The following is a 23,600-nucleotide window of genomic DNA, read 5'->3' on the forward strand; positions in this document are numbered from 1 at the left end:
GTTATTCAAAGAGAGTTGTGTTGCTTGCTATTTATGATGACCTCATGACGTGAATAATTTTATAATCATTAAAATGGATACAGTTTTATGAATTTAGTGAAACCGTCTGTTGCCATTGTGGTTGCAGCCCTACAACTCGCGTCTTCTGCCTATGCGCAAACAAACAATAGCGAAGAACTACAAGATATGTCTGACCCACTTGCGGTATACACCCAAGCTGGCTTTGGTATTACTGATAAAGGCGCGAACATCAAAATCGGTCAAACTTACCAATCTAGCCAGCCTGGTACCATGGCGATGAACATCATTGAAATGAAAGGCATTGGTGGTGAGCTATTTGGCATTCGCGACAATGACGATCCAATATATGCCAACGTTGATGACAGCATTGACTCTTTCCGACTACGTAATTTCCAAGTAGAAGTCGCAAAAGGTCTAGGCCGTCAATTAGATGTAAACTACGACGTTGATAACGATAAATTAGATGCATCTTATAGCTTTATTCAAGGTCTACCTAAGTTTGGTATCTTGCAGCTATTTCCTTTAGCTGGTGCGGGTGTCACTATTGCTAATGATTTTAGTGGTGATGACAAAGGTTATGAAATTCCAGGTACTTTCACTGTTGTGGGTATGTACTCAAAAATTGAATTAACCGATAAAATCTGGATTAACTACAACCCAATGTATATGCATACGTTGTCAGGGTCTAGTCAATATAAAGATACTTATTACGCGGGTGAAGATAATATCTTGACTCATGAGTTTGCGTTGTCTTATCAAATTAATCCTCGCGCAAATATTCGTTACTTTGCAAACTGGAATGAGCACGTTAATTTCGGTGATGGTGATCACCGTATCGAATTTAACTACCAATTCTAACTCCCTCGTTTATTTCCAGAATAGAAAGTGTGTTTATCCATATATTTAAATATTTAGGCTAGGGCACTTTCTAAATAAAGTAGGTTTATCATGAAAGCCAAATATAAATTTGCGTTGGTATCTATTGCTATATCTTCTGCATTACTATCAGGATGCAAAACTGGCGATATCGCAACGAAAACAGCCCAAGCACCCTCTGTTGAAACCGTTACCCTAACCGAAACAAAAATCACTCCTTATCATACTTTTATCGGTCGAACTGAAGCGGTAAATGACGTTGATATTATGCCGCGAGTCGGTGGCGAATTAACCGCGATTCATTTTAAAGATGGCGATATGGTCGAAAAAGGCCAATTGTTGTTTGAAATCGACGACCGTCCTTACAAAGCGGCACTGGCGTATGCAAAAGCGTCGTTGCAAAAAGCAAAAGCGCAACTCGTTCAAACTACGCGTGATGCAGAACGTGTGAAGAAACTCATCAAAGATAAAAGCATCAGTGAGCAGCAATACGATGACGCCATTGCCGCGCAAGCCGCAGCGATTGCTTCGGTAGAAGAGGCGAAGGCGACGCTGGTTTCAGCAAGGCTCGATCTTGAATTTAGCTCTGTGCGTGCTCCTTTCTCTGGCCGCGTGGGTTTCAGCAACTTCCGAGTGGGTGACCGTATTTCGAAAATTCAACTCGTTCCTCTTGTTTCGATCACTCAAATCGACCCAATTCGCTTTGGCTTTGATGTGGATGAGAAGCTCTACCGCCGCGTAAGAAGTGCCATTGATGTGGCTCATCGTAACGATGACAAACTGGATGTTGATTTAACACTGACGCTTTCAGACGGTTCATTGTATCCGCTTGATGGCAAGATCTACGCCGTTGGCAACAAGATCGATTTAGAAACAGGCTCAATTCGAGCAGAAGCACAATTCGATAACCCAACTTACGCGCTTATGCCGGGTGAATATGGCAACTTGACCATCAAGCTGCGCAACAAAACCATTGATGGTTTGCTTATCCCATCGGCGGCTGTTCAGCAAGACCAAGCGGGTGACTACGTCATGGTGGTTGGTGATGATCACGTGGTGTCTCGTCGTAACGTTGAACTTGGTCAGACCTACGGTGTGAAACGTGCTGTGCTGACTGGCTTGGCGGCTAACGAAAAAGTCATCGTCAATGGTCTACAAAAAGTGCGTCCGGGTGCAACGGTGAAAGACGTTGAACTACAGAGTGAACAAGGCTGAGTGAGTACTGATGTTAAGTAAATTTTTCATTCACCGGCCGAAGTTTGCTTTGGTGATCTCACTGGCGATGACATTGATGGGTATGATCGCCCTGAAAGTCTTGCCAATTTCTGAGTATCCTCAAATCTCCCCAACGGTAATTACGGTGAGCACCATGTATCCGGGTGCAAACGCGGACGTGGTTAAAAAGACCGTAGCACAACCGATAGAAGCCAAAGTCAACGGCGTTGAAGACATGATTTACATGTCTTCTGTGATTGGTAACGATGGCTCATACACATTGCGTATTTACTTCCGAGTGGGCGCAGATGGCGATATGGCGCAGGTTCGTGTGAACAACTTGGTGGCACAGGCGACGTCGTCTCTACCACAAGAAGTAAACCAAATCGGTGTGACGGTTAAGAAGAAATCTTCCGACATGCTGGGCGTTATCACACTGCGTTCTCCGAAACAGTCTCACGACAGTATCTACCTTTCTAACTACGCGGATCTCAATATTGTCGAGCGTCTAAAACGTATCGAAGGTATGAGTGACATTACGCTGCTGGGTAAGAAAGACTACTCAATGCGTATTTGGTTGAACCCAAATAAACTGGCTACCTTGAAGCTTTCTGCTAGCGATGTTATTGGCGCAATTAAAACGCAAAATATCCAAGTGGCGGCGGGTAAGATCGGTGGTATGCCAGCTCCGGGTGACCAGCAATATCAATATGTTTTGCAAACCAAAGGTCGCCTTACTTCTGCGGAAGAGTTCGAGAACATCATCATCCGTGCGAGCAAGAAAGGTTCTTTGATTCGCTTGAAAGATGTGGCTCGTGTCGAAGTTGGCGCACAAGGCTACGAAGCTGATGGTCGTATGAATAACGAACCAGCCGCCGTTCTGGCCTTGTACCAGTTGCCGACAGCGAACGCGCTAGACGTGATGGAACGCGTGAAAGAGGCCATGAAAGAGTACGAGAAATCATTCCCAGATGATTTGGTCTACGACATCGCTTATGACTCTACCGAATACGTAGAGACATCGATTGATGAAGTGTACGAGACGCTGGTGATTGCGGTACTTCTTGTCACCTTCGTTGTGTACGTTTTCTTGCAGAACTGGCGAGCGACGATCATTCCAACCTTAGCGATTCCTGTTTCCATCATAGCGACGTTCGCAATCATGGGCGTGATGGGCATGACCATCAACACCATTTCGTTGTTTGGCTTGATCCTCGCCATCGGTATCGTGGTGGACGATGCGATCATCGTGGTAGAGAACGTGGAGCGGGTTATTCATGAAGAGCATTTAGACCCGATTCCGGCCACGATCCAAGCTATGAAAGAAGTGACGGGGCCAGTATTGGCAACAACGCTTATTTTGTTGGCGGTATTCGTACCGGTTGCGCTATTGCCGGGTATTTCCGGTCGAATGTTCAACCAGTTCGCAGTCACCATCTGTGTGTCGGTGCTGATCTCTGCGATCAACGCATTAACGTTAACGCCAGCGCTTTGTGCGTTGATGTTGAAATCAACTCACTCGCAACCTATTGCGCCTTTGCGTGCGTTTAATCGAGGTTTTGAAGCAATAACGCGCAAATACCAAGGTTTAGTTGGCTTCTTGAGCCGTCGTATTGTGCTGAGTATCGGTGTGTATGGCGCGCTTATTGCGGTGCTGGCGTTTGCGTTCATGACCGTACCTTCTTCTTTCGTACCGAACGAAGATAAAGGCGTGTTCATGGTCGAAATGCGGTTACCAGACGCAGCAGCATTGCAGCGTACTGCACCATTAATGAAGAAGTACGTTGATGAACTAAAACAGATGGAAGGTGTGGAGAACGTGGTTTCGGTTGCGGGCTTCTCGGTAATTAACATGGCGTCGATTCCAAACTCGGGCATGTTGATCATCAAACTGGATAACTGGAGCAAACGTAAAGACCCTGAGCTACACCAACGCGCATTGATGAATAAAGTTAACCAAATGCTGAACTCAACGCCAGATGCCGCTTCGTTCGTTTTCGCGACACCGGCAATCAAAGGTATGGGTGCGGTGGATGGTTTCAACCTTGTGCTGCAGGACAACTTGGGCCGTTCTCCACAAGAGTTGGCAAAAACAACCGCTGATTTTGTTGCCCAAATCAACCAACTGCCTGAAGTGGCACGTGCGTTCTCGATTTTCCGTGCGAATATTCCGCAACGTTACATCGATATTGATCGCGATAAAGCGATTTCGATGGGCGTACCGTTGAATGAAATCTTCAGCACACTGCAAGCACAGTTGGGCGGCGCCTACATTTCTGACTTCAACTTGTTTGGTCGTTCGTACCAAGTGAAAGTGCAAGCAGAAGAGCAATACCGTGACAATATCGACGACATCAACCATCTGTTTGTTCGCTCAAGCTCTGGAAAAATGGTGTCACTGGCAACGCTAGTGAAAGTGAAGCCGATCTTCGGCCCAGATACCTTGTCGAACTACAACATGTTCAGTTCTGCAACCGTGAACGGTGCGCCAGCGCCAGGTTACAGCTCGGGTGATGTTGTAAAAGCCATTGAAAAACTGGCTGCGGAATCTTTGCCAAGTGGTTACTCATACGAGTGGTCAGGCATGACTTACCAAGAGATGAAAGCAGGCAACATGGCGCCGATCGCGTTCGCATTGTCTTTGCTGTTCACATACTTGTTCTTGGTGGCTCAGTACGAAAGTTGGACCATTCCTGCAGCGGTAATGATGGCGGTTCCAGTCGCGATTCTCGGCGCAATGGGCACGCTACTGCTGGTGGGACAACCGTTCGACTTGTACGTGCAGATTGGTGTGGTCATCTTGATCGGTATGTCCGCCAAAGTGGCGATTCTTATCGTGGAATTTGCCAAAGTTCTGCGAGAAGAAAAGGGCTTATCCATCATTGATGCTGCCAAAGAAGCTGCTCGAATCCGTTTCCGTGCAGTACAGATGACCGCATTTGCCTTCATCTGGGGGGTATTCCCGTTGGTGATTGCATCGGGTGCCGGTGCGGCATCTCGTCACTCACTGGGCTTTGCAGTATTCGGCGGCATGATTCTCTCTACGTTTGTAGGCACGTTACTGACGCCAGTGTTCTTCGTGATGATGCAATCTCTGCGCGAGAAGTTTAAGCGAAAGAAACCCACTGAACTTGAGGTGAGCGAGCAATAACGCTGATTTCAACTGACTGACTCCACAACACCCCCACGCTGTGTGCGATTGGCCAATGCCTTTCATTGATATACAACCACCGTCGCAGCGTGGGTTCCCCAAACAATAATAGGTTTTAGCATGAAAAATCTTTCAAAAATCGTCGTAGCGAGCTCTCTACTGACGTGTGCTGCTGCGCAAGCGGGTGGGTTATACCTTTACGAAACAACTGCATCGGATATTGGTTTGGCATCCGCTGGTATGGCGGCTCGTGCGCAAGATGCCTCAGTAATGGCAGCAAACCCGGCTGGTCTGGCGAATGTTTCTGGTAAATCTTTCTCTGGTAACCTGATTGGCCTTTACGGTGACGCGCAACTAGACACGATGACTGGCGATGCGGGCAACGTGATTGGTTTTGTTCCTATGGCGTCGGCATTTTACAGCCAACAAGTAAACGACAAATGGACGCTGGGTATTGGTCTGTATGGCAACTACGGCCTTGGCCTCGAGTACGAAGGTCTTTTGGATAATCATTTAGATATTCCTACAGCAACGACGCAAGCCTTAACCATTCAACCTTCCGCTTCTTACCGCATCAATGATCACTGGTCTGTGGGTGCGGCGCTTGGTATTCAGTACGGTATGTATGAAGTGGAAACGAAGGGAGTCTTGAACTTCAATGACGAAGACCAAGATACTCAGGTCAACGGCCGAGTAGGTGTGCTTTATGAGGCAACATCAGGCACGCGTCTTGGTCTGTCTTACTCTTCTGAAGCCGAATTTGAATTCGACAAGAGTAACTCCATTGCTCCACAACAACTGATCTTCAGTGCTTACCACGAAGTGAATGATGACCTAGCGGTGATGTGGAACGTGAACTGGCAAGACTGGAGCGAATACACAACCACGCTGAACGTAGAGACACAAGACACTTACCAAATCGCATTAGGTACTCAGTACAAACTGAATGAAAAAATGATGTGGAATGCAGGTTTTGCATTCGATACCAGCATGTATGAAAGTCAATCAAACGGTGACATTACCGTTCCTACTGGCAAGGCGTACCGCATTGGTACAGGCATTGATTACAAATTGGATTCAGAAAACTCAATTGGTTTCGCGTTGGAAGCGATCTTGATGGAATCGTCGGAAACGCCACGCTTACAAGCTGGCTTTGATGAGCCTGCGCTGTACTTCATGAGCATGAGCTACAACTGGAAAAACTAATCATTCCTAATCGCTAAAACGCCTTCCTTACAGGCCATTCTACCCTAACTACCTGCACTGGATGCTGTCACGCCATCTAAGGTAGTTAGGGCGCTTTTGTCACATCCAGTGAGTGATGATTCAAAAAATATCTGCGCAGCTAAGTGCGGGTATTCAACATCTCAAAGGACTAAAAAATGAAAAACAAACTAGCGTTAGTGTGTACGACTTTGTTGGTCAGTACGCTGGCTCATGGTGCCGAGCATCGAGTAAAAGACAATAAAAACAAGTTGGCGGATGACCCAACAAAAGTCATCACGAAATTTGGCGCGTCTTACGCAAACAACTACGATTTTGATGATCAAAACATCTCATTCTCGGGCTCACTTGCGCTTGACCAAGCGCGCAAAATTAACCTGCGTATCAATGATGATGCGAGCGAGTGGCGTATTGGTGGCTCGTGGTTGTTTCCGGTCGGTATCGTGAACTTCAACTTCGGTAAAAATGAATACGTAAACGGCGCGGATCAAACCAACTACAGCGTTGGTACCTTTATGCCGCTAAGTTATTTCGGGATTGAGCCAGCAGGCTTCCAAATTTTCCCAATGGCAGGCTATACGTACAACACTGGTGATGTTCCTGTTTGTGACGGTGCAGAAAGTAGCCACTGTAGCGAGCCTAACTTTACGGGCACGCCAAGTGCAGAGAATGGCTTCAATATGATGAGCTCTTCAGGCAGTAGCGGTTACGTTGGTGCATTTGCGCTGAAATCGTTTACCAAAGAGCTGACGTTAATCAGCTTCGCAGCAGGCACTTACGGCTCAGAAAACAGTGAAGGAGAGAACTACAAAGGCTTCTTTGGTGGTATCGGCCTTGGTTACCTCGTGAGCAAACGCCACTCTTTTAACGTAATGACGTTTGTCATGGACAACAACACCTATTTGGATGAAGCAGACAAGCGCATCGTATTATCATATCAATATCAATTTGAATAAATAAAAACGCAGCCCAAATAGCTGCGTTTTTACTTTGATAGAATGAACTAGTGAATTGAGTTGTTTTCTTCGATCTTTTTCTGGTACTGGTGTTTTAATATATACATGCGCTTAACATCGCTGTAAGCGCCGTTAATAAAGTATTCTTCTACAAGGTGACCTTCTTCAATAAAGCCGCATTTTTTGTATAAGTGAATAGCGACTTCGTTATCCACTGCGACTAATAAGTAGATTTTACGTAGATTAAGAATTGAGAATGAGTAATCTAACGCACGATTAATCATCTCTGTCGCATAACCTCGGCCTTGATGCTCTGGGGCGATGATTATCTGAAATTCCGCGCTGCGGTGAATGTAGTTAATCTCGATCAGCTCAACTAAGCCAATTACGATGCCGTCTTCATCTTCGACGACAAAACGCCTTTCAGCGTCATCATGTATATGTTTTCGATAAAGTTCTTCGAGCTCGTCATAAGACTCGTAAGGTTCTTCGAACCAGTAGGCCATGATATTTCGGTTGTTATTCAGTTCATGAATAAAGCGCAAATCAGAACGCTCTAATGCACGCATTTTTAGGCCTTTCTTCATCATTTTTCTCCAATGAGGGCGGAGAATACCTCCGCACTTGATGCTAGAAAATATTACCGTATTTCACAAGAATCGCGCATCTTTTTTTGGAAAATATCCTGTGATTTTCAATGTGGAAACTTAGAGTTCACGACAAATATAAATTAATCTTTACGATAAAAAACTCGATTAGGTGCTTTGCCTAATATCGTATTAAATACCGCGCAACGACTTAGTGTCTTAATCTAAACAAACAAGGTATTCAATATGTTTTCAATCGGTGACGTAGTAGTAGCGACTAAAGGTATCGATCTTGGCGAAATGGTTGTTACAGGTTTAAGCAGTGGCGGTTTTTACACACATGTAAAAGCAGGCGAAAAAACACTAACTTACCCAGCTAAAGATCTTAAGAAAGCATAATTAAATTTGCTCATTCTTATTTTTAACTGGCTTAAAGTTCGTACTAGTTATTTTAAGCGGGTTAGAATCGATAAAAGGTAGCGCAATGAGTCGCTACCTTTTTTTATTTTTTCTACCTTTCTTCACCAATATGAAACTCAACGCGATTTCTTCCGGTTTCTTTTGCCTTGTAAAGTGCTAAGTCTGCGCGTTTAACAAGTGGTTCAAATGAGTCGTCGAGACGACAGACTTGAGTTACCCCAATACTCGCGGTGAAGCTCATATCACAACCTGAATGTTGAACGGTCGTCGTTTCTAGTGCATTACGAATCGTTTCTAATGTGTCTAGAGCTTGCTGTGATGAGCGACTTCTTAATACGATGGCAAACTCTTCACCACCAACTCTGGCAAGTAAGTCACAATCAAGTAGATGACTTTTAATAGTATTAACTGCATGGATCAGTGATTTATCGCCTGCGTCATGACCAAATCGGTCATTGAGGCTTTTAAAATTGTCGAGATCTAAAATAGCAACATGGAAGTCAATGCCCTGGGTTCGGTATTCATTTAGGCGGCTTTCGATTTGTCGCATGAACTCTCTGCGGTTTGGAATACCTGTTAGATCATCCGTCGTGGCGAGGTGCTCCATTTTCATAATCTGTATATGAAGGGCAATGTTCAAAGCAATCCAATTAGTGATGCACTGAAGCTGTGCCGCTTGTTCGTTTGTGTAAATGTGCGTTTGATGATGCGCAACATTAAGCGTTCCTAGGCAGACTTTACCGTGCATTAAAGGCGCGTCCATACACGTACCCATACCATTGGATGCGAGCATCACACAATCGATCTCATCAGATTGCGTAACATCGTCGCAGATCATCAGTTGTTGCTTTTTGAACACTCGGCCAACAAACGCTTGATGAATGGGCACTAAAAATTCAGCGGGAATCGCTTTACTACCAGAGAAAGAGTAGACCTTTAAATGATCATTGTTTTCATAAAGTGTGATACTCGCACGGTCAGAATTAAATATACGATTTATCCATTCTGCCACCGTATCAAGTACTTGCTGTAGTGTTTCCGATTGAGCTAAAAAGTGAACAAACCCTATCGGCATACATATCGGACTTTCCATGTTTTGCATCGATAAGTCATCAGGGTTAAAAGTTCTTTCAAGTCTCAATAGACATCTCCTTGGCAATGTTGCAAATACCAACAATAAATTACGTGAAGCTATTTTGTAGAAAATGTGCTTCTTGGTAAGAGTATGGTTCAATTATCGCCGTTTGTGTGCATTTGGTTGCTTAATGTGGGCGTTAACTCACCCTAAATAAGTAAATCTTATACCTATTTATAAGTAAGTCATTACTCAATAAGTGGTGTTTTTAAGATGGAAGTACAGAATGAGCCCTTCTGGAAGAGAAGGGCTAGAAAAGGATACAAATAGGGTCAGGTGAGTGGTGACTTAATTGTCTTTGTACTTTTGTAAAATCAACTGACTTATCTGCGCAACGAGTTGGTCCCTAGCTTGAAGTGAGAGCTCGGTTTCTGTGACATAAATACTAATGTAAACAGGTCGATGATTTTCCTTCCATATAATCGCGTTAATGCCACGCGAACCATGACCTCCCGCACCAGAACGGTCTGCAATAGACCAACCTGTTGGTAATACAGAACGCATTAACGAGTCTGAAACTTTGTTGTCTTGCATCCAGATTTTTAATTGTACACGAGACTCATAAGACAACGTTTCGCCTTCGACCAAAGTTCGTAGAGTGTTTAGTATGGCGTTAGGTGTGGTTGTGTCGCGGCTGTCGCCTGGTGTGGCTTCGTTCAAGCGAGGTTCTATTCTGTCTAGGCGCGTTGCTTTATCTCCAATTGTTCGCAGAAACATTGTTACGGCCTTAGGGCCGCCAATTTCATTTAATACCAAGTTGGCTGCAGTATTATCACTCATTAACATAGCGGCTTCACACGCGTGCTCTATGCGTGTGTTTTGGCCTGCGAGCTTATCCATCACTGGAGACCATACAACGATACTGCGCTCATCGACTTTTGCGGTCGCATTTTTACTTAGCTTACCGCTGTCCATATCACTTAGCATTTTGGCACAAGCTAGGGTTTTGAATGTGCTCATGAGTGGGAAGCGTTCATCGCCACGGTAATCCCAACGCTCGTCTGCTTGGGTATCCCAAACTGACACCCCAATTCTGCTTGAGGTTTGTTGTTCGAGGAGAGAAATGTCCTCATTCAGTTGGGACGCGTAACTTAGGGTTGAGCAAACCATTAGCCCAGCCAACAAAAATAACTTTTTCATGGATCGTGTTCTTCAGTTTTAGTTTTAGTTTTAGTTCGCACCGTAGCGATGTCACGTAAACTATAACGAGCCAATACTCTAAACAATGTTAAATCTATGTCTATTTTATGTAGGATTCTTCGCAATACGCTTAAACGGTCTCAATATGGGGAGAAGAGTGTTGCTATCAAGGCCCGTAGTTTGGCTTATATATTACGTCGGTGATTCGGTCATAAAAATATCTTAGCGTGAGACACTGGCTCAGAATTTCTTATCATGAGCTAACGAATAGTTTGATCCAGAGAAATAAAAGGAGCTGAATCATCAGCTCCTTTGTCTAGTTGGATAATTACTTACAGTTCAATCTTTTTAACCATGCCTGCTTCTGCATGGCCCGGAATGTTGCACGCGAACTCAATCTTGTTGTCACCGTGGAAATGCCACAACAACTGCTTCGCTTTGCCCGGTTCGACCGTCACAGAGTTGCCCGAGTCGTGCATGTGATCGCCACTCATTGTCTTCATCATTTCGCGATGTTCTAGCTGCTCTTTAGCCGAACCAATCGTAAACTCGTGGTTGATCTTACCTGTGTTCATCACCACAAATTGCACCACATCGTTTGGCTCAATCTTGACGTCTTTCTTGAACTTGATGGTCATGTCATCATCCAAGATAACGTGTACCACCTTGTCTGGCTTTGCCCCTTTCGCTGGCATACCTACTGCCGACATGCCCGGCATATCCATCATGTTTGAATGGTCCATTTTACTGTGGTCCATCTTCATGCTGCCGTGGTCCATGTTTTCATGCTTCATGTTGCCATGGTCCATGTTCGCGTGGTTCATGTTTGAATGATCCATTTGAGCAAACGCAGTCGTTGTTGTTAGGGCTAGAGCAAGAGTGATTAGTGTCTTTTTCATTTTTATATCCTTGTTTTAATTCATTAATAACTTGGTTGCTTCCCCCCAAACGGCATGTTTGAGGGGAAGGTAGGGATTAAGCGTTGTTGTTTACATCACTAGCTTGGTGATTAGTCGCATTGCTTTGGCGTAACTCACGTTGTTTCCACAGCTTGAAGATGGCTGGAAGCACCAACAGCGTCAGTAGCAGTGCCGATGCCATACCACCAATCATTGGTGCGGCGATACGTTGCATTACTTCTGATCCTGTACCTTCGCCGTACATGATCGGAATAAGGCCAATAATGACCGTCAGTACCGTCATCATTACTGGGCGAACACGCAGGCCTGCACCTTCACGAATGGCATCGGTTAGGTCTTTCGCCTCAAGCTTCTGTTGGCTCTCTTCCGCATCCAGCTTTTTGTAGTGCCATGCTTGGTTAAGGTAGACGAGCATGATGACCCCAATTTCAACCGCGACGCCTGCTAGGGCAATAAAGCCGACCCCGACGGCAATCGAGAAGTTGTAGTTGAGGATATGCATGAGCCACAAACCACCGACCATAGCGAGTGGTAGCGTAAGCATGATGATCATTACTTCGCCGACACGACGGAAGCTGAAGTAAAGCAGTAGCATAATGATGGCGATGGTGATTGGTACCACGACACTCAAGCGATCTTTCGCACGTTCCATGTATTCGTATTGACCAGACCAAGCCAGCGAGTAACCCGCAGGAAGCTCCAATTGATCAGCCACGACTTGCTGTGCTTCCACGACGTAAGAGCCAAGGTCACGACCATCGATATCGACAAACACCCAGCCGTTTGGACGCGCGTTTTCCGTCTTGATCATCGGAGGGCCGTCTTCGTAACGAATGTCCGCTACATCAGCCAGCGCAATACGAGCGCCATTTGGTGTCACCAATGGTAGGTTTTGCAGTTTAACCACTGAGTCGCGGTAGTCTTGTGGGTAACGAACGTTGATTGGGTAACGCTCCAAGCCTTCAATGGTTTCACCCACATTCATGCCACCCACCGCAGTGGAGATCACTTGTTGAACGTCTTTGATGCTTAAGCCATAACGCGCTGCGGCACGACGTTTAATGTCGATCGTGACATAACGACCACCTGCTACACGTTCTGCATAAACCGATGCCGTGCCTTGTACGTCGTTAAGAATTGGCTCCAACTGAGAACCGATCTTCTCAATCACTTTCAGATCAGGGCCCGCGATTTTAATGCCGATAGGGGTTTTGATGCCCGTTGCCAGCATGTCGATACGCGTTTTGATCGGCATTACCCAAGCGTTAGTAAGACCAGGGAACTGAACCAGCTTGTCGAACTCTTTGCGCAGTGACTCGGTTGTTACCCCTTCACGCCATTGGTCGCGTGGCTTCAACTGAATCACGGTTTCAATCATGGTGAGTGGCGCTGGATCGGTTGCGGTCTCAGCTCGGCCAATTTTGCCCCATACGGTTTTCACTTCTGGAACGGTTTTGATCAGCTTGTTGGTTTGTTGTAGAAGCTCACGTGCTTTACCAATTGAGATACCCGGATAGGTCGTTGGCATGTACATCAAGTCGCCTTCATCCAGCGGAGGGATGAACTCGCTACCCAGTTTACTGGTTGGGTAGTAAGCCGATGCCATTAGACCTAATGCGATAACAATCATGGTCTTAGGGTATTTTAAGCTGGTGTTCAACAGCGGACGGTACAACGCGACCAAGCCACGGTTAACTGGGTTTTTGTGTTCTGGTAACACCTTACCGCGAATGAAGTAGCCCATAAGCACAGGGACGAGTGTGATTGCCAAACCTGCTGCTGCTGCCATGGCGTACGTCTTAGTGAACGCAAGCGGCGAGAACATCTTGCCTTCCTGACCTTCTAAGGCAAACACCGGTACGAAGCTAAGAGTAATGATCAGCAACGAGAAGAACAGCGGTGCGCCAACCTCTTCTGCGGCTTTGCCAATTACTTGCCAGCGGTTCTTGTCGGTCAATGGCGTTCGTTCAATGTGCTTGTGAACGTTTTCAATCATTACTATTGCACCATCCACCATGGCACCGATGGCAATCGCAATACCGCCCAAGGACATGATGTTGGCGTTGATGCCTTGCCAATGCATTACGATAAACGCAGTGAGAATGCCAACTGGTAGACTCAGAGCGATAACCAATGAAGAACGAATGTGGAACAAGAACAGCGCACACACAATCGCAACGACGATGAACTCTTCTGTAAGCTTCTTCCAGAGGTTTTCTACCGCTGAATCGATAAGGGTAGAGCGGTCGTAGGTTGCAACAATTTCCACGCCTTCTGGCAGGCTGCGTTGTAGGTCTGCGAGCTTGTCTTTGACTTTCGCAATCACTTCACTGGCGTTTTCACCAAAGCGCATCACGATAACGCCACCGACCGCTTCACCTTCGCCATTCAGCTCTGAGATACCACGGCGCATTTGTGGACCAAGGTTAATGTCTGCGATATCACCTAATAGCAACGGCGTGCCTTTCTCGGTGACTTTTAGCGGCAGTGATTTAATGTCTTCAATGCTGGTTAAGTAACCCGTGGTACGAACCATGTGTTCGGCTTCGGCCACTTCGATAACGGACGCGCCGGTTTCTTGGTTACCGTTTTGGATTGCCATGTTCACTTGTTGCAAAGTGAGGTTGTACGCACGCAGCTTGGCAGGATCAATCTGCACTTGATACTGCTTCACCATACCGCCCACGGTCGCAACTTCAGAAACGCCATCAACGGTTTGCAATTCGTACTTCAAGAACCAATCTTGCAGGCTACGAAGATCGGCCAAATCATGTTTGCCAGTTTTGTCTTGTAATACGTAGCTGTAAACCCAGCCCACGCCCGTTGCATCAGGACCTAGGGTTGGTTTTGCGTTCGGTGGCAGCTTTGGTGCTACTTGGCTCAAGTACTCCAACACGCGTGAACGTGCCCAGTACATGTCGGTATCATCGTTGAAAATGATATAAACGTAAGAGTCACCAAAGAAAGAGTAGCCACGAACTGTCTCAGCACCTGGCACGGCAAGCATGGCGGTGGTGAGTGGGTAAGTAACTTGATCCTCGACGACTTGAGGAGCTTGACCCGGATAGCTTGTCTTGATGATCACTTGCACATCAGAAAGATCCGGAATCGCATCAACAGGCGTATTCTTTACACTGTAAAGTCCGCCTAATACAAGGGCTAAGGTCGCGACCAACACTAGGAATCGGTTGCTCAGTGACCAACGAATAATAGCATTGATCATAATTAACCCTCGACGGCTGTTGTTGCAGGAACTAGCTGTTTAAGAACGTAGTCAGATCCTTGTTTTTCAACTAGAAACCGAACTTTCTGTCCTTCTTCAAAACCCGATAGATCAACGTCTTCTCCCACAGAGAAGTTCATCTCACCTGCATCCCAGTTCCATTCTGCAACCGGTAGGTGGTTTAAGGTGATCATGCCAAAATCAGCCATCAGCATGCTAATGTCACCAGTTAGCCAAACTTCTGCTGCAATGACGCTGTTGTCTGCCTTATAGTCAACGATTTGGTACTGACCGGACTCCGTCTTTTGCATTTCAAATTCGATAGCCTGACCTTTTTTCAAGTCACCCATTTCAACGCCATCTGCGAAAGTGAAGTTCATTACCATGCCCGGCCAATCCCATTCTGGTACAGGTTGGTGGTTGATGGTCAGCATACGGTGATCTTTCATCACATCCGTGATCTCACCTTTGGCCCATGCCGTTTCTGCCGCTACTTCTACACCATTGATGCGAGACAGATCTGCCGACTGGCTTGATTCAGAGTCGAGCATGAAGTGAGATGACGTAACGATCTTGTCGCCTTGTTTAAGTCCTTGTAATACTTCGATTTGTTCGCCAGCTTCGCGGCCAACTTCAATTCGAGCAGAACGGTATTTGCCATCACCTTCCGCCAGAACAACGCGAGTCATACCGCCAGAGCGGATAACAGATGATTTGGGAATCGTTAATACTGCGTCGTCAGTGACAGGCTGCAAGGCAATATTGGCGAACATGTTTGGCTTCAATGCGCCATCTGGGTTAGGGAATTTAAGACGCACACGCAACGTACGTGTTTTCGGATCGAGGATTGGGTACACGTAATCCACGACACCTTGCCATTCATTGCCCGGAATCGCGTCAAGGGTCATCGTGGCTTGAGAGCCCGCTTTCATCCAGTGTGCTTGACGCTCAAAGACTTCTGCATCAACCCAAACATTGTCCAAAGGACCTGCACTGATCACCGCTTGAGCAGGGGATAAATAGCCACCTTCACGCACGTTTAAGCTCGCGATAACGCCATCAGCAGGCGCTTTGATTTCAATGGTTTGCGATGCTTTACCACTACGAGTAATGGATTTGATTTGAGCGCGGTCAACACCAAGCGTTACCAAGCGTTCGGTCGCGCCTTTTACAAGACCTTTGCGGCCAGTGCGGTACGCATTCAGCAATTCTTCTTGTGCTTTAACCAGTTCAGGAGAGTAGAGAGTGAAAAGCACATCGCCTTTCTTCACTTTCTCACCCACGGCATTGATGTAGAGTTTTTCTACCCAACCCGCCACACGAACGTTGGTTTGCCATAACAGACTTTCATCAAAGGCAATATAGCCAACCGTTTCGATGCGTGGTGATAGCTGTTGTAGTGTCGCGTTTGCGGTTTTAACCCCGAGGTTGTTCTCTACTGAAGGGTCAATAGTCACTGTACCCGGTGCGTCCTGTTCACCGGATAGGTCTTCTGCGTAAACCGGAATCAAATCCATGCCCATTGGGGACTTACCCGGCTTGTCGCGTTTGTAATTCGGATCCATTGGGGCAACCCAGTAAAGCGGATCATTAGAGCTTGCAGCAGATTCGCCACCCATAGCACTCATGTCGTGAGTCGAGCCCGTAAGAAAATGATTAGCACCAAACCCTAAAGCACCACCAACAATCAGCGCGATGGTTGCAATTTTAAATGTTTTCATTGTTTTACCTTATTTTCCCCTTCACATTTGACGCTACAGCGTTGTTGCCTGCTCTCGTTCACCCAAATCACATAGCAGATCCCTTAGTTTGTTAGGGAAAGTGCTCATGGGATTCTCTCGTTTGCCGCCTAGCTGTAGCCCCAACTGTCTTGGGGAATCACAAATTAATATGTCGAAATAGAGCGAGCTTCTGGTGAAGCGACTTGGTAGTCGAAACCACCGAGTAGGGTGGCTAAATTGCTGTTTGCGATGTTGAGATCGGTCAGCAGACGTTGTTGCTCTAATTGCAGAGCCAATTCGTCAGTCGTGGCAGAAATCACATCGTTAAACTGCGCTGTGTTGTTTTGATAACCCCGCTCAACGGCTTGAATGCGCGCTTTCGCTTGAGGCAATAAGGTGGATTGATAACGTTCTAAACGCTGGGTTAAGTTGCCGCGATCAACTAGCAAAGTGTTCACCTTGGCATTCATCTGCGTTAGTAAGGTGTCCTTTTGTGATTGTGCCGCGCCAACTTGGTATTGAGCGGCCGCGAGATTACGATCTTGGCGGTCACCCGTAAACAACGGAATGTCCATGGTGAGGTAAGCGCTAACCAAATCAGAGGCGGGCTCACCCATCATGTTGTCGGCTTGGCGGTAGGCGTACATTACTTCGACGCCAAATTGTGGGTTGTAGGCTTGCTCAGCAATTTCCACCTGCGTTTTATTGGCAGAAATGCTGACGTCGGCCATCTTAACCATCGGGTGTTGGCTGAGTTGCTGATAATGCTTGGTGGAACCCTGGCTGGCAGCAAGTTTGCTGTTCAGTGTGTCCCAATTAAGTTGATTGCTCGCGTGCAGAGCCTCTTCGTTCGCCAACCAATCTGACCCCAACCATTCGGAGAGTTGAGAGATAAGACGACGTTGCATTTGTGCATTGGCTTGCAGTTTCTCATCCAACTTGCTGACTTGAAGTTGGGCGTTGAGCAGATCTTGCGCTTCACTCTTACCAATCGAATAGTTGGTTTGAATAAAGCTTTCCATTTCCTTCATCAACTTGCGGTTCTCAAGCATGATTTGCTCCGCGCGTTGCTGGTAACCAAGTTCTAACCAAAGTTGAGTCATGCTGTTGGCTACCTCAAGCTCACGAGCATGGACTTGAAGCCCAAGGCCGTCAGCTTGTTGATTGGCTTTCTTCTGCTGTAAATCAAGCGTAGAGCCACGCTCAAATTGTTGCATTAAACCAACGGAGATGTTGGTCATTGGGTCTTCATCGAATTTGAAGCTGTCGACAGGTAAGCCACCAAAACCCACTTTCAGTTTTGGGTCCATCAAGGTCGCACTCGCGACACCCGTTTCACGCATGGCAGCAGATTGCGCTGAGTATTGCTTACGATTGCCATCGTTACTCAAAGCGACGTTGATCAGTTGGGCAAGCTTGGTCGTTGAATCTCGCTCACTTGATGCGGAATTTTGCGCTGCGTGCGTCTCTTTACCAGCGGCGTTAACCAAGGTTGGCACAGCGACCAGAGCCACCATAAAAATAGGTGCAGCTAAGCGGTATGGTTTGATATCCATAATCTAAATCCAGTGTTCGCCGGATCGATGGAGGTGCGGATTTTATTGCGGGAACAGTAAAGCCTTGTTACCTCATCGTTCAGGCGCATTAAAACAACCTGCGATACACGCGCAGGGTCGAATGCTAGGATGGATTTAGGCTATAGGAGGTCGGTACAGGTCGCGGCTGACGTGTACGACTGGGGAAGCAACTTCAGGAGTAATAGTTGCGCGATAGACGACGGGCATTGGGCTATTGATAGGATTCGGTAGGGGGACGAAAACTATCGTACACGCAGCAGTACAGCAGGTATGAACCATGCCGGAGCCCCCACCACAGTTCATGCTGGTTTCTCTTGCATCGCCATCTTCGGACATAGAAGCGTCAGTCATGGAGACGTCCATCATGCCAGGCATACCGCAGTGTTCGCTGTCACTCATCATAGAAGGATGGTGAGCCATGCCAGTAGACATCATTTGAATATTCATCAACGGCTCACTGTTCGCCACACTAGATACCAATAGTACTAGCGTCGTGAAGAGAGTTAACCAGATTGTATGCAGCGATTTTAAGTGCATACCTTTTCCCATGTGTTTGATGAAAATGATGAAAACCCTTCGATTCTAAAGGTTAACCTAAGGGTAAGGTCAATCATTTATTACTCTTATTATCAAAATAGTCCACCCCTTCAGTTTTCGCACTTTCGAGGGAGTAAAACGTTTGTTAAACACCGAGTGTTGAAAGTTAGCGAAAGAAGCCCTCGCTTTTTATGACACGTGAAAAATGTGGTTTATAAGTTTTACATCACACTAACTTGTCTTACAAATGATTATCCTTATAGAATGCATGGTTTTACTTGTGCAGATTTGGATTTGCTTTGCTGCGGGGGTTGCATGATAGAAATCGTCATCGATGGAAAATATAGAATTGTAGAAGAGGGTCTAACCCTTTTAGAAGCAGCAAAAGTGTGTGGGGTCGAGATCCCATCGCTGTGCGGAATGAACAAAAGTAATGAAAAAGTACCGTGTGACTTGTGTGTAGTTGAAGTCGAAAGTGGCGGTACTAAGCGTGCGTGTGAGCTCGAAGTTTACCGCGGCCTTAATGTGGTCACGCAATCAGAACAATTAAGCGAGCACCGCAGAAAAGCACTCAACCGCATCATGACGGACCATTACGCCGATTGTGAAGCGCCATGTAAAACCGCGTGTCCTGCGGGCGTGGATATCCAATCGTACCTTTATCACATCGCACAGAACGACCATCAAAAAGCGATTGAAGTGATTAAGCGTACGCTGCCTATGCCGTTATCGATTGGCCGCGTATGCCCTGCATTTTGTGAGAGCGAATGTCGCCGTTCGCTAGTCGATGAGCCAATCGCAATTCGTCAGCTAAAACGTCATGCCGCGGATGCAGATCTGTCTGCGCATGAAGCCTATGTGCCAGAAAAGAAACCAATTAAAGGGTTGAACATTGCCGTCGTCGGCAGTGGCCCTGGTGGTCTAACGGCTGGCTATTACTTATCGAACGAAGGCTACGACGTTACGGTTTTTGAATCCATGCCAAAAGCGGGCGGTTGGTTGCGTTATGGCATCCCAGAATACCGTTTGCCAAAAGACATTCTCGATAAAGAAATCGAACTGATGTGCCGTAATGGCATGCAAGTGCACACTAATCAAAAGCTGGGTGTGGATTTCACGCTTTCTCAATTGAGCGAAGAATACGACGCAGTGTGTTTGGCGGTCGGTGCGTCTCAAGCGGTTGAAATGCATTACACAGGCAGCGACCTTGAAGGTTGCTACTTAGGCGTTGATTACCTTAAAGATTACGTGACTGAGCAAAATTACGTTACGGGTCAGAAAGTCGCGGTGATCGGTGGTGGTAACACGGCAATTGACTGTGCTCGTACTGCGCGTCGTGCTGGTGCAGACACCACGTTGATTTATCGTCGTACCCGTGACGAAATGCCGGCAGAAGACTACGAGATTGTCGAAGCGGAACACGAAGGGGTGAAATTCCACTTCTTGACCAACCCTGCAGAAAACCTTGCCGATGAAACCGGACGCGTGAATGCGATTCGTCTAGAGCGCATGGCGTTGGGTGAGCCGGATGCATCTGGTCGTCGCAGCCCTAAACCAACTGGCGAGTTCTTTACCGAAGAGTTCGACACCGTGATTGCGGCAGTATCGCAAAAGCCAGATCTGAGCTTCCTCGAAGGCGAAGATTTGTCGATTCCACTTACGCGCTGGAATACTTCTGATGCAGATGAAAAGACCATGCACACTGGCACGGGCAACATCTTCAGTATTGGTGATTTCCGCCGCGGTCCTGCAACGGCAGTTGAAGCGGTGGGTGATGGTCGCGTTGCGGCAAAAGCCATTGACCTGTTTTTGAATGGCGATATGGCGGATATGCCAAAGGCGGCGTTCAACTCGCGCAAAGAGAAGAAACTCTCTCAAGTCGATCCGCTTCACTTCGAGAATATCCAAAAAGTCGCTCGCTCTATCATGCCAGAGCTGACTCCAACACAACGCGAGCAAAGCTTCGCTGAAGTGGAGTTGGGCTTTGATAACGAAGAAGCAATGAAGGAAGCCGCGCGCTGCCTTGAATGTGGCTGTCAGGCCAATACCGATTGTGCGCTACGTGACTACTCCACCGAATATGAAGCCGAGCAGAGCTTTGACTTCTCCTTGCAGATTAAATCGCATCAAGATTGGTTAGATCTTCGTGCGAAAGACTTGCGTCATAAGTACGAAGTTGACCGCAGCTCTGAGTTTATTGAGTTTGATGCTAACCGCTGTATTAGCTGTGGTCAGTGTATCCAAGCGTGTCGCGACAAAGCCGTGCACGGTGTACTGAACTTTGTGTGCGATAAACAAGGTCGTCCCGCATTACGTCCTGATGATCGTCCACACTTTGGAAGTAACAAGAATGGCTTAACCCTAATGGGCGATTCGAACTGCGTGCAATGTGGCGCGTGCGTTCAAGTGTGTCCAACGGGTGCGATGGTCGATAGTCGTGACCGTTCGCAAGGTCGTACTGAAGATCTGAAAGCGGTCGACACCATTTGTACATACTGTGGTGTGGGCTGTAAGTTGACTATGTTCGTGGACGAAGCAACCAATACGATTCGTTACGTGAAAGGCGGTGACTCGCCGGTGAATCAAGGCATGCTGTGTGTGAAAGGGCGCTTTGGTTTTGACTTCATTGGCAGTGAAGAGCGTCTTACCACGCCATTGATTCGTAAAGACGGTTGGTTGCAGCCTGCAAGTTGGGAAGAGGCGATTCAACTGATTGCAAGTAAGTTCTCTGGCATCAAGCAAGATTTTGGCAGCAACGCATTAGCGGGTTTCTCTTCAGCGAAAACCACCAACGAAGACAACTACGCGTTCCAAAAATTTGTCCGTCGTGAACTGGGCACCAATAACGTCGACCACTGTGCGCGTTTGTGCCACGCATCGAGTGTAACCGGTCTTGAGGCGTCACTGGGTAGTGGTGCAATGACCAACGACATTCCAAGCATTAAGCACTCGGATGTGATCTTTATTATTGGTTCGGATACCACATCGGCGCACCCGATCATCGCTTCACACATCAAACAAGCAATTCGTCACCACGGCGCTCGTTTGATTGTGGCTGACCCGAAACGTGTCGATATGGCAGAGCATGCTGAGTTGTACATGGCGCACCGTCCGGGTACGGATGTGATGCTCCTAAATGGCGTCATGCAGCAGATCATCAAGAACGGTTGGTACGATCAAGAGTACATCGAAGAACGTGTCGACGGCTTTGATACCTTGCTGCAAGAAGTAATGTCGCCAGCTTACAACCTCGATAAAGTGGAGTTGGTTACGGGCGTTAAAGCTGAAGACATTCAAGCAATGGCGCGTATGATTGGCACGGCAGATCGTACCGCTGTTTACTACTCAATGGGTATTACTCAGCACACGACAGGTCATGACAACGTGCGTTCTATCGCTAACCTGCAATTGCTGTGTGGCAACATCGGTATTGAAGGTGGTGGTATCAACCCGCTACGTGGTCAATCAAACGTGCAAGGCGCGTGTGATATGGGCGCGTTGCCAAACAGTTTCCCGGGCTACCAAAAGGTATACAACCCAATTGTGCGTCAGAAGTTTGCGATTGAATGGAACGCACCAAATCTGCCTTCTGAGCAAGGTCTAACCCTGACAGAAATCATTGATGCGGCTTGCCATCGTGACGTTCGTGGTATGTACATCATGGGTGAGAACCCAGTGTTGAGTGACCCGAACCAAGCGCATGTGATTGAAGGTTTAGAAACGCTCGACTTCTTGGTGGTTCAAGACATCTTCCTAACGGAGACTGCACAATACGCGGATGTGGTTCTGCCTTCTTGCTCGTTTGCTGAGAAAGCGGGTCACTTCACCAATACGGAGCGTCGTGTTCAACGCGTGAATCCGGTCGTAACGGCACCGGGTGAAGCGAAAGAAGATTGGTGGATTATCCAAGAGATCGCCAATGCAATGGGCAGTGATTGGGATTACCACTGCGTGTCTGATATCACTAATGAAATCGCACGAGTGACACCTCAATACGCGGGTCTTCGTTGGGATGCCATTACGCCAAACGGTGTGCAATGGCCGAGCAACAAGAACAACCCTGCGGGTACTCGCATCATGCACCAAACCCAGTTTACTCGTGGTAAAGGGCAAATGGTGGGTGTACCGTTCCGTTATGCGGCTGAGCTGCCAGATGAAGAGTACCCACTTGTGTTAACGACGGGTCGCGTACTTGAGCAGTTCCACACTGGCACCATGACGCGCAAAACCAAAGGGTTGGATAACCTTGCTGGCCCTCGCGCAATGGTTAGCGTGGAAGACGCAGAAGCACTTGGCATCAGTAATGGTCAGCGTCTGACAGTGTCTACACGTCGCGGCAGCATTGAGATTGATGCCTTTGTGACTAAGCGTATTCAAAAAGGTGTGGTGTTCATTCCATTCCACTTTGTTGAATCGCCGGTGAACCGTTTAACGACAACGGCGACTGACCCGCATGCGAAAATCCCTGAGTTCAAGGTCGCAGCGGTTAAAGTGGAAGTGAGCGAGAAAACAACGCAGACAGAGTCTCTCGAAGATAGTTACCAACACGTTTAAATTCGGTGAGTCGCGTTGTTGTGGTCACTGACAATTTGAGCCTAGTTGATGGGCGGATAATCTAATCTTGATTTCCGCTCTCACTACATTCACTCGGATTGTCTTTTTCTTCAAACTCCTTTTACTTTTCTGTTATCACCGCGCTCCGGTTAGTTTTCCCTTCTTACTTCTTACTGTCTCTATGGCGTATTTTTGTTCAAGCCCATGATGAGAGTGCAATAAAGTTTGTTGTTGAGCTTGTCATAGAATTGACTGTCTCTGACTGTCCTCTGTTATTTGGGCAAGTTCTATAACCTAAACTTTGCTCGCTTCCTATACTGAATTAACGAAGCAAGATTTTTAT

15 protein-coding genes are annotated in these 23,600 nt (G+C 46.9%); 7 read left to right on the top strand and 8 right to left on the bottom strand.

Features of this window, described 5'->3' with window-relative positions:
• Positions 1–87 precede the first annotated feature (87 nt).
• The 5 genes from R7Q41_RS02595 to R7Q41_RS02615 all read left to right on the top strand — a co-directional run bounded on the left by R7Q41_RS02595 (position 88) and on the right by R7Q41_RS02615 (position 7,443).
• Positions 88–879, top strand: a complete 792-nt coding sequence (locus R7Q41_RS02595) for a hypothetical protein (protein ID WP_054701289.1) — start codon at positions 88–90, stop codon at positions 877–879.
• Positions 880–969: 90 nt separating this feature from the next.
• Positions 970–2,112, top strand: coding sequence for an efflux RND transporter periplasmic adaptor subunit VmeP (gene vmeP, locus R7Q41_RS02600; RefSeq protein WP_054578671.1), 1,143 nt, complete (start codon positions 970–972; stop codon positions 2,110–2,112).
• 10 nt (positions 2,113–2,122) lie between these two features.
• On the top strand, positions 2,123–5,263 hold the full coding sequence (gene vmeQ / locus R7Q41_RS02605; protein WP_053350523.1) for an efflux RND transporter permease subunit VmeQ: 3,141 nt from the start codon (positions 2,123–2,125) through the stop codon (positions 5,261–5,263).
• A gap of 120 nt (positions 5,264–5,383) precedes the next feature.
• Positions 5,384–6,469 carry an OmpP1/FadL family transporter gene (locus R7Q41_RS02610; protein ID WP_017635244.1) on the top strand — a complete coding sequence of 362 codons (1,086 nt, stop codon included), beginning with the start codon at positions 5,384–5,386 and terminating at the stop codon, positions 6,467–6,469.
• Positions 6,470–6,645: 176 nt separating this feature from the next.
• Entirely contained in the window at positions 6,646–7,443 is a 798-nt protein-coding gene (locus R7Q41_RS02615; RefSeq protein WP_213901292.1) for a hypothetical protein, read from the top strand.
• A gap of 47 nt (positions 7,444–7,490) precedes the next feature.
• Here the strand turns inward: R7Q41_RS02615 and speG are convergent, their stop codons facing one another.
• The gene (speG, locus tag R7Q41_RS02620) at positions 7,491–8,030 is read right to left on the bottom strand and encodes a spermidine N1-acetyltransferase (RefSeq protein WP_005375417.1); all 540 of its coding nucleotides are present in this window, start codon (positions 8,028–8,030) and stop codon (positions 7,491–7,493) included.
• Positions 8,031–8,276: 246 nt separating this feature from the next.
• Here speG and R7Q41_RS02625 point away from each other — a divergent pair, with 246 nt between their 5' ends.
• Complete coding sequence (locus R7Q41_RS02625) at positions 8,277–8,429, top strand: hypothetical protein (protein WP_005375418.1); 153 nt, start codon at positions 8,277–8,279, stop codon at positions 8,427–8,429.
• A 112-nt stretch (positions 8,430–8,541) separates the two neighbouring features.
• On the opposite strand, the gene R7Q41_RS02630 is transcribed toward R7Q41_RS02625, so the two are convergent.
• From R7Q41_RS02630 to R7Q41_RS02660, 7 genes are all read right to left on the bottom strand, one after another.
• Positions 8,542–9,591 carry a sensor domain-containing diguanylate cyclase gene (locus R7Q41_RS02630; RefSeq protein WP_318144338.1) on the bottom strand — a complete coding sequence of 350 codons (1,050 nt, stop codon included), beginning with the start codon at positions 9,589–9,591 and terminating at the stop codon, positions 8,542–8,544.
• A 282-nt stretch (positions 9,592–9,873) separates the two neighbouring features.
• Positions 9,874–10,725, bottom strand: a complete 852-nt coding sequence (locus R7Q41_RS02635; RefSeq protein ID WP_005375420.1) for a carbenicillin-hydrolyzing class A beta-lactamase CARB-42 — start codon at positions 10,723–10,725, stop codon at positions 9,874–9,876.
• Between the two features lie 332 nt (positions 10,726–11,057).
• Positions 11,058–11,624: a copper-resistant cuproprotein CopI gene (gene copI / locus R7Q41_RS02640; protein ID WP_318144339.1), complete on the bottom strand. Its 567-nt coding sequence runs from the start codon at positions 11,622–11,624 to the stop codon at positions 11,058–11,060.
• A 76-nt stretch (positions 11,625–11,700) separates the two neighbouring features.
• Positions 11,701–14,868 (bottom strand): efflux RND transporter permease subunit, encoded by a 3,168-nt coding sequence (locus tag R7Q41_RS02645; protein ID WP_318144340.1) that lies wholly within the window; start codon positions 14,866–14,868, stop codon positions 11,701–11,703.
• Positions 14,869–14,870: 2 nt separating this feature from the next.
• Positions 14,871–16,589 carry an efflux RND transporter periplasmic adaptor subunit gene (locus R7Q41_RS02650; protein WP_054574437.1) on the bottom strand — a complete coding sequence of 573 codons (1,719 nt, stop codon included), beginning with the start codon at positions 16,587–16,589 and terminating at the stop codon, positions 14,871–14,873.
• A gap of 164 nt (positions 16,590–16,753) precedes the next feature.
• Positions 16,754–18,145 carry a TolC family protein gene (locus tag R7Q41_RS02655; RefSeq protein ID WP_186585173.1) on the bottom strand — a complete coding sequence of 464 codons (1,392 nt, stop codon included), beginning with the start codon at positions 18,143–18,145 and terminating at the stop codon, positions 16,754–16,756.
• Positions 18,146–18,280: 135 nt separating this feature from the next.
• Positions 18,281–18,703, bottom strand: a complete 423-nt coding sequence (locus tag R7Q41_RS02660; RefSeq protein ID WP_017635236.1) for a hypothetical protein — start codon at positions 18,701–18,703, stop codon at positions 18,281–18,283.
• A gap of 315 nt (positions 18,704–19,018) precedes the next feature.
• On the opposite strand from R7Q41_RS02660, the gene fdhF reads away from it, so the two are divergent.
• Positions 19,019–23,257 carry a formate dehydrogenase subunit alpha gene (gene fdhF, locus R7Q41_RS02665; RefSeq protein WP_047101671.1) on the top strand — a complete coding sequence of 1,413 codons (4,239 nt, stop codon included), beginning with the start codon at positions 19,019–19,021 and terminating at the stop codon, positions 23,255–23,257.
• Positions 23,258–23,600: the final 343 nt, after the last annotated feature.

This window comes from Vibrio sp. 2096 (assembly GCF_033339595.1).
In the GTDB taxonomy this organism is placed as follows: Bacteria; Pseudomonadota; Gammaproteobacteria; order Enterobacterales; family Vibrionaceae; genus Vibrio; species Vibrio alginolyticus.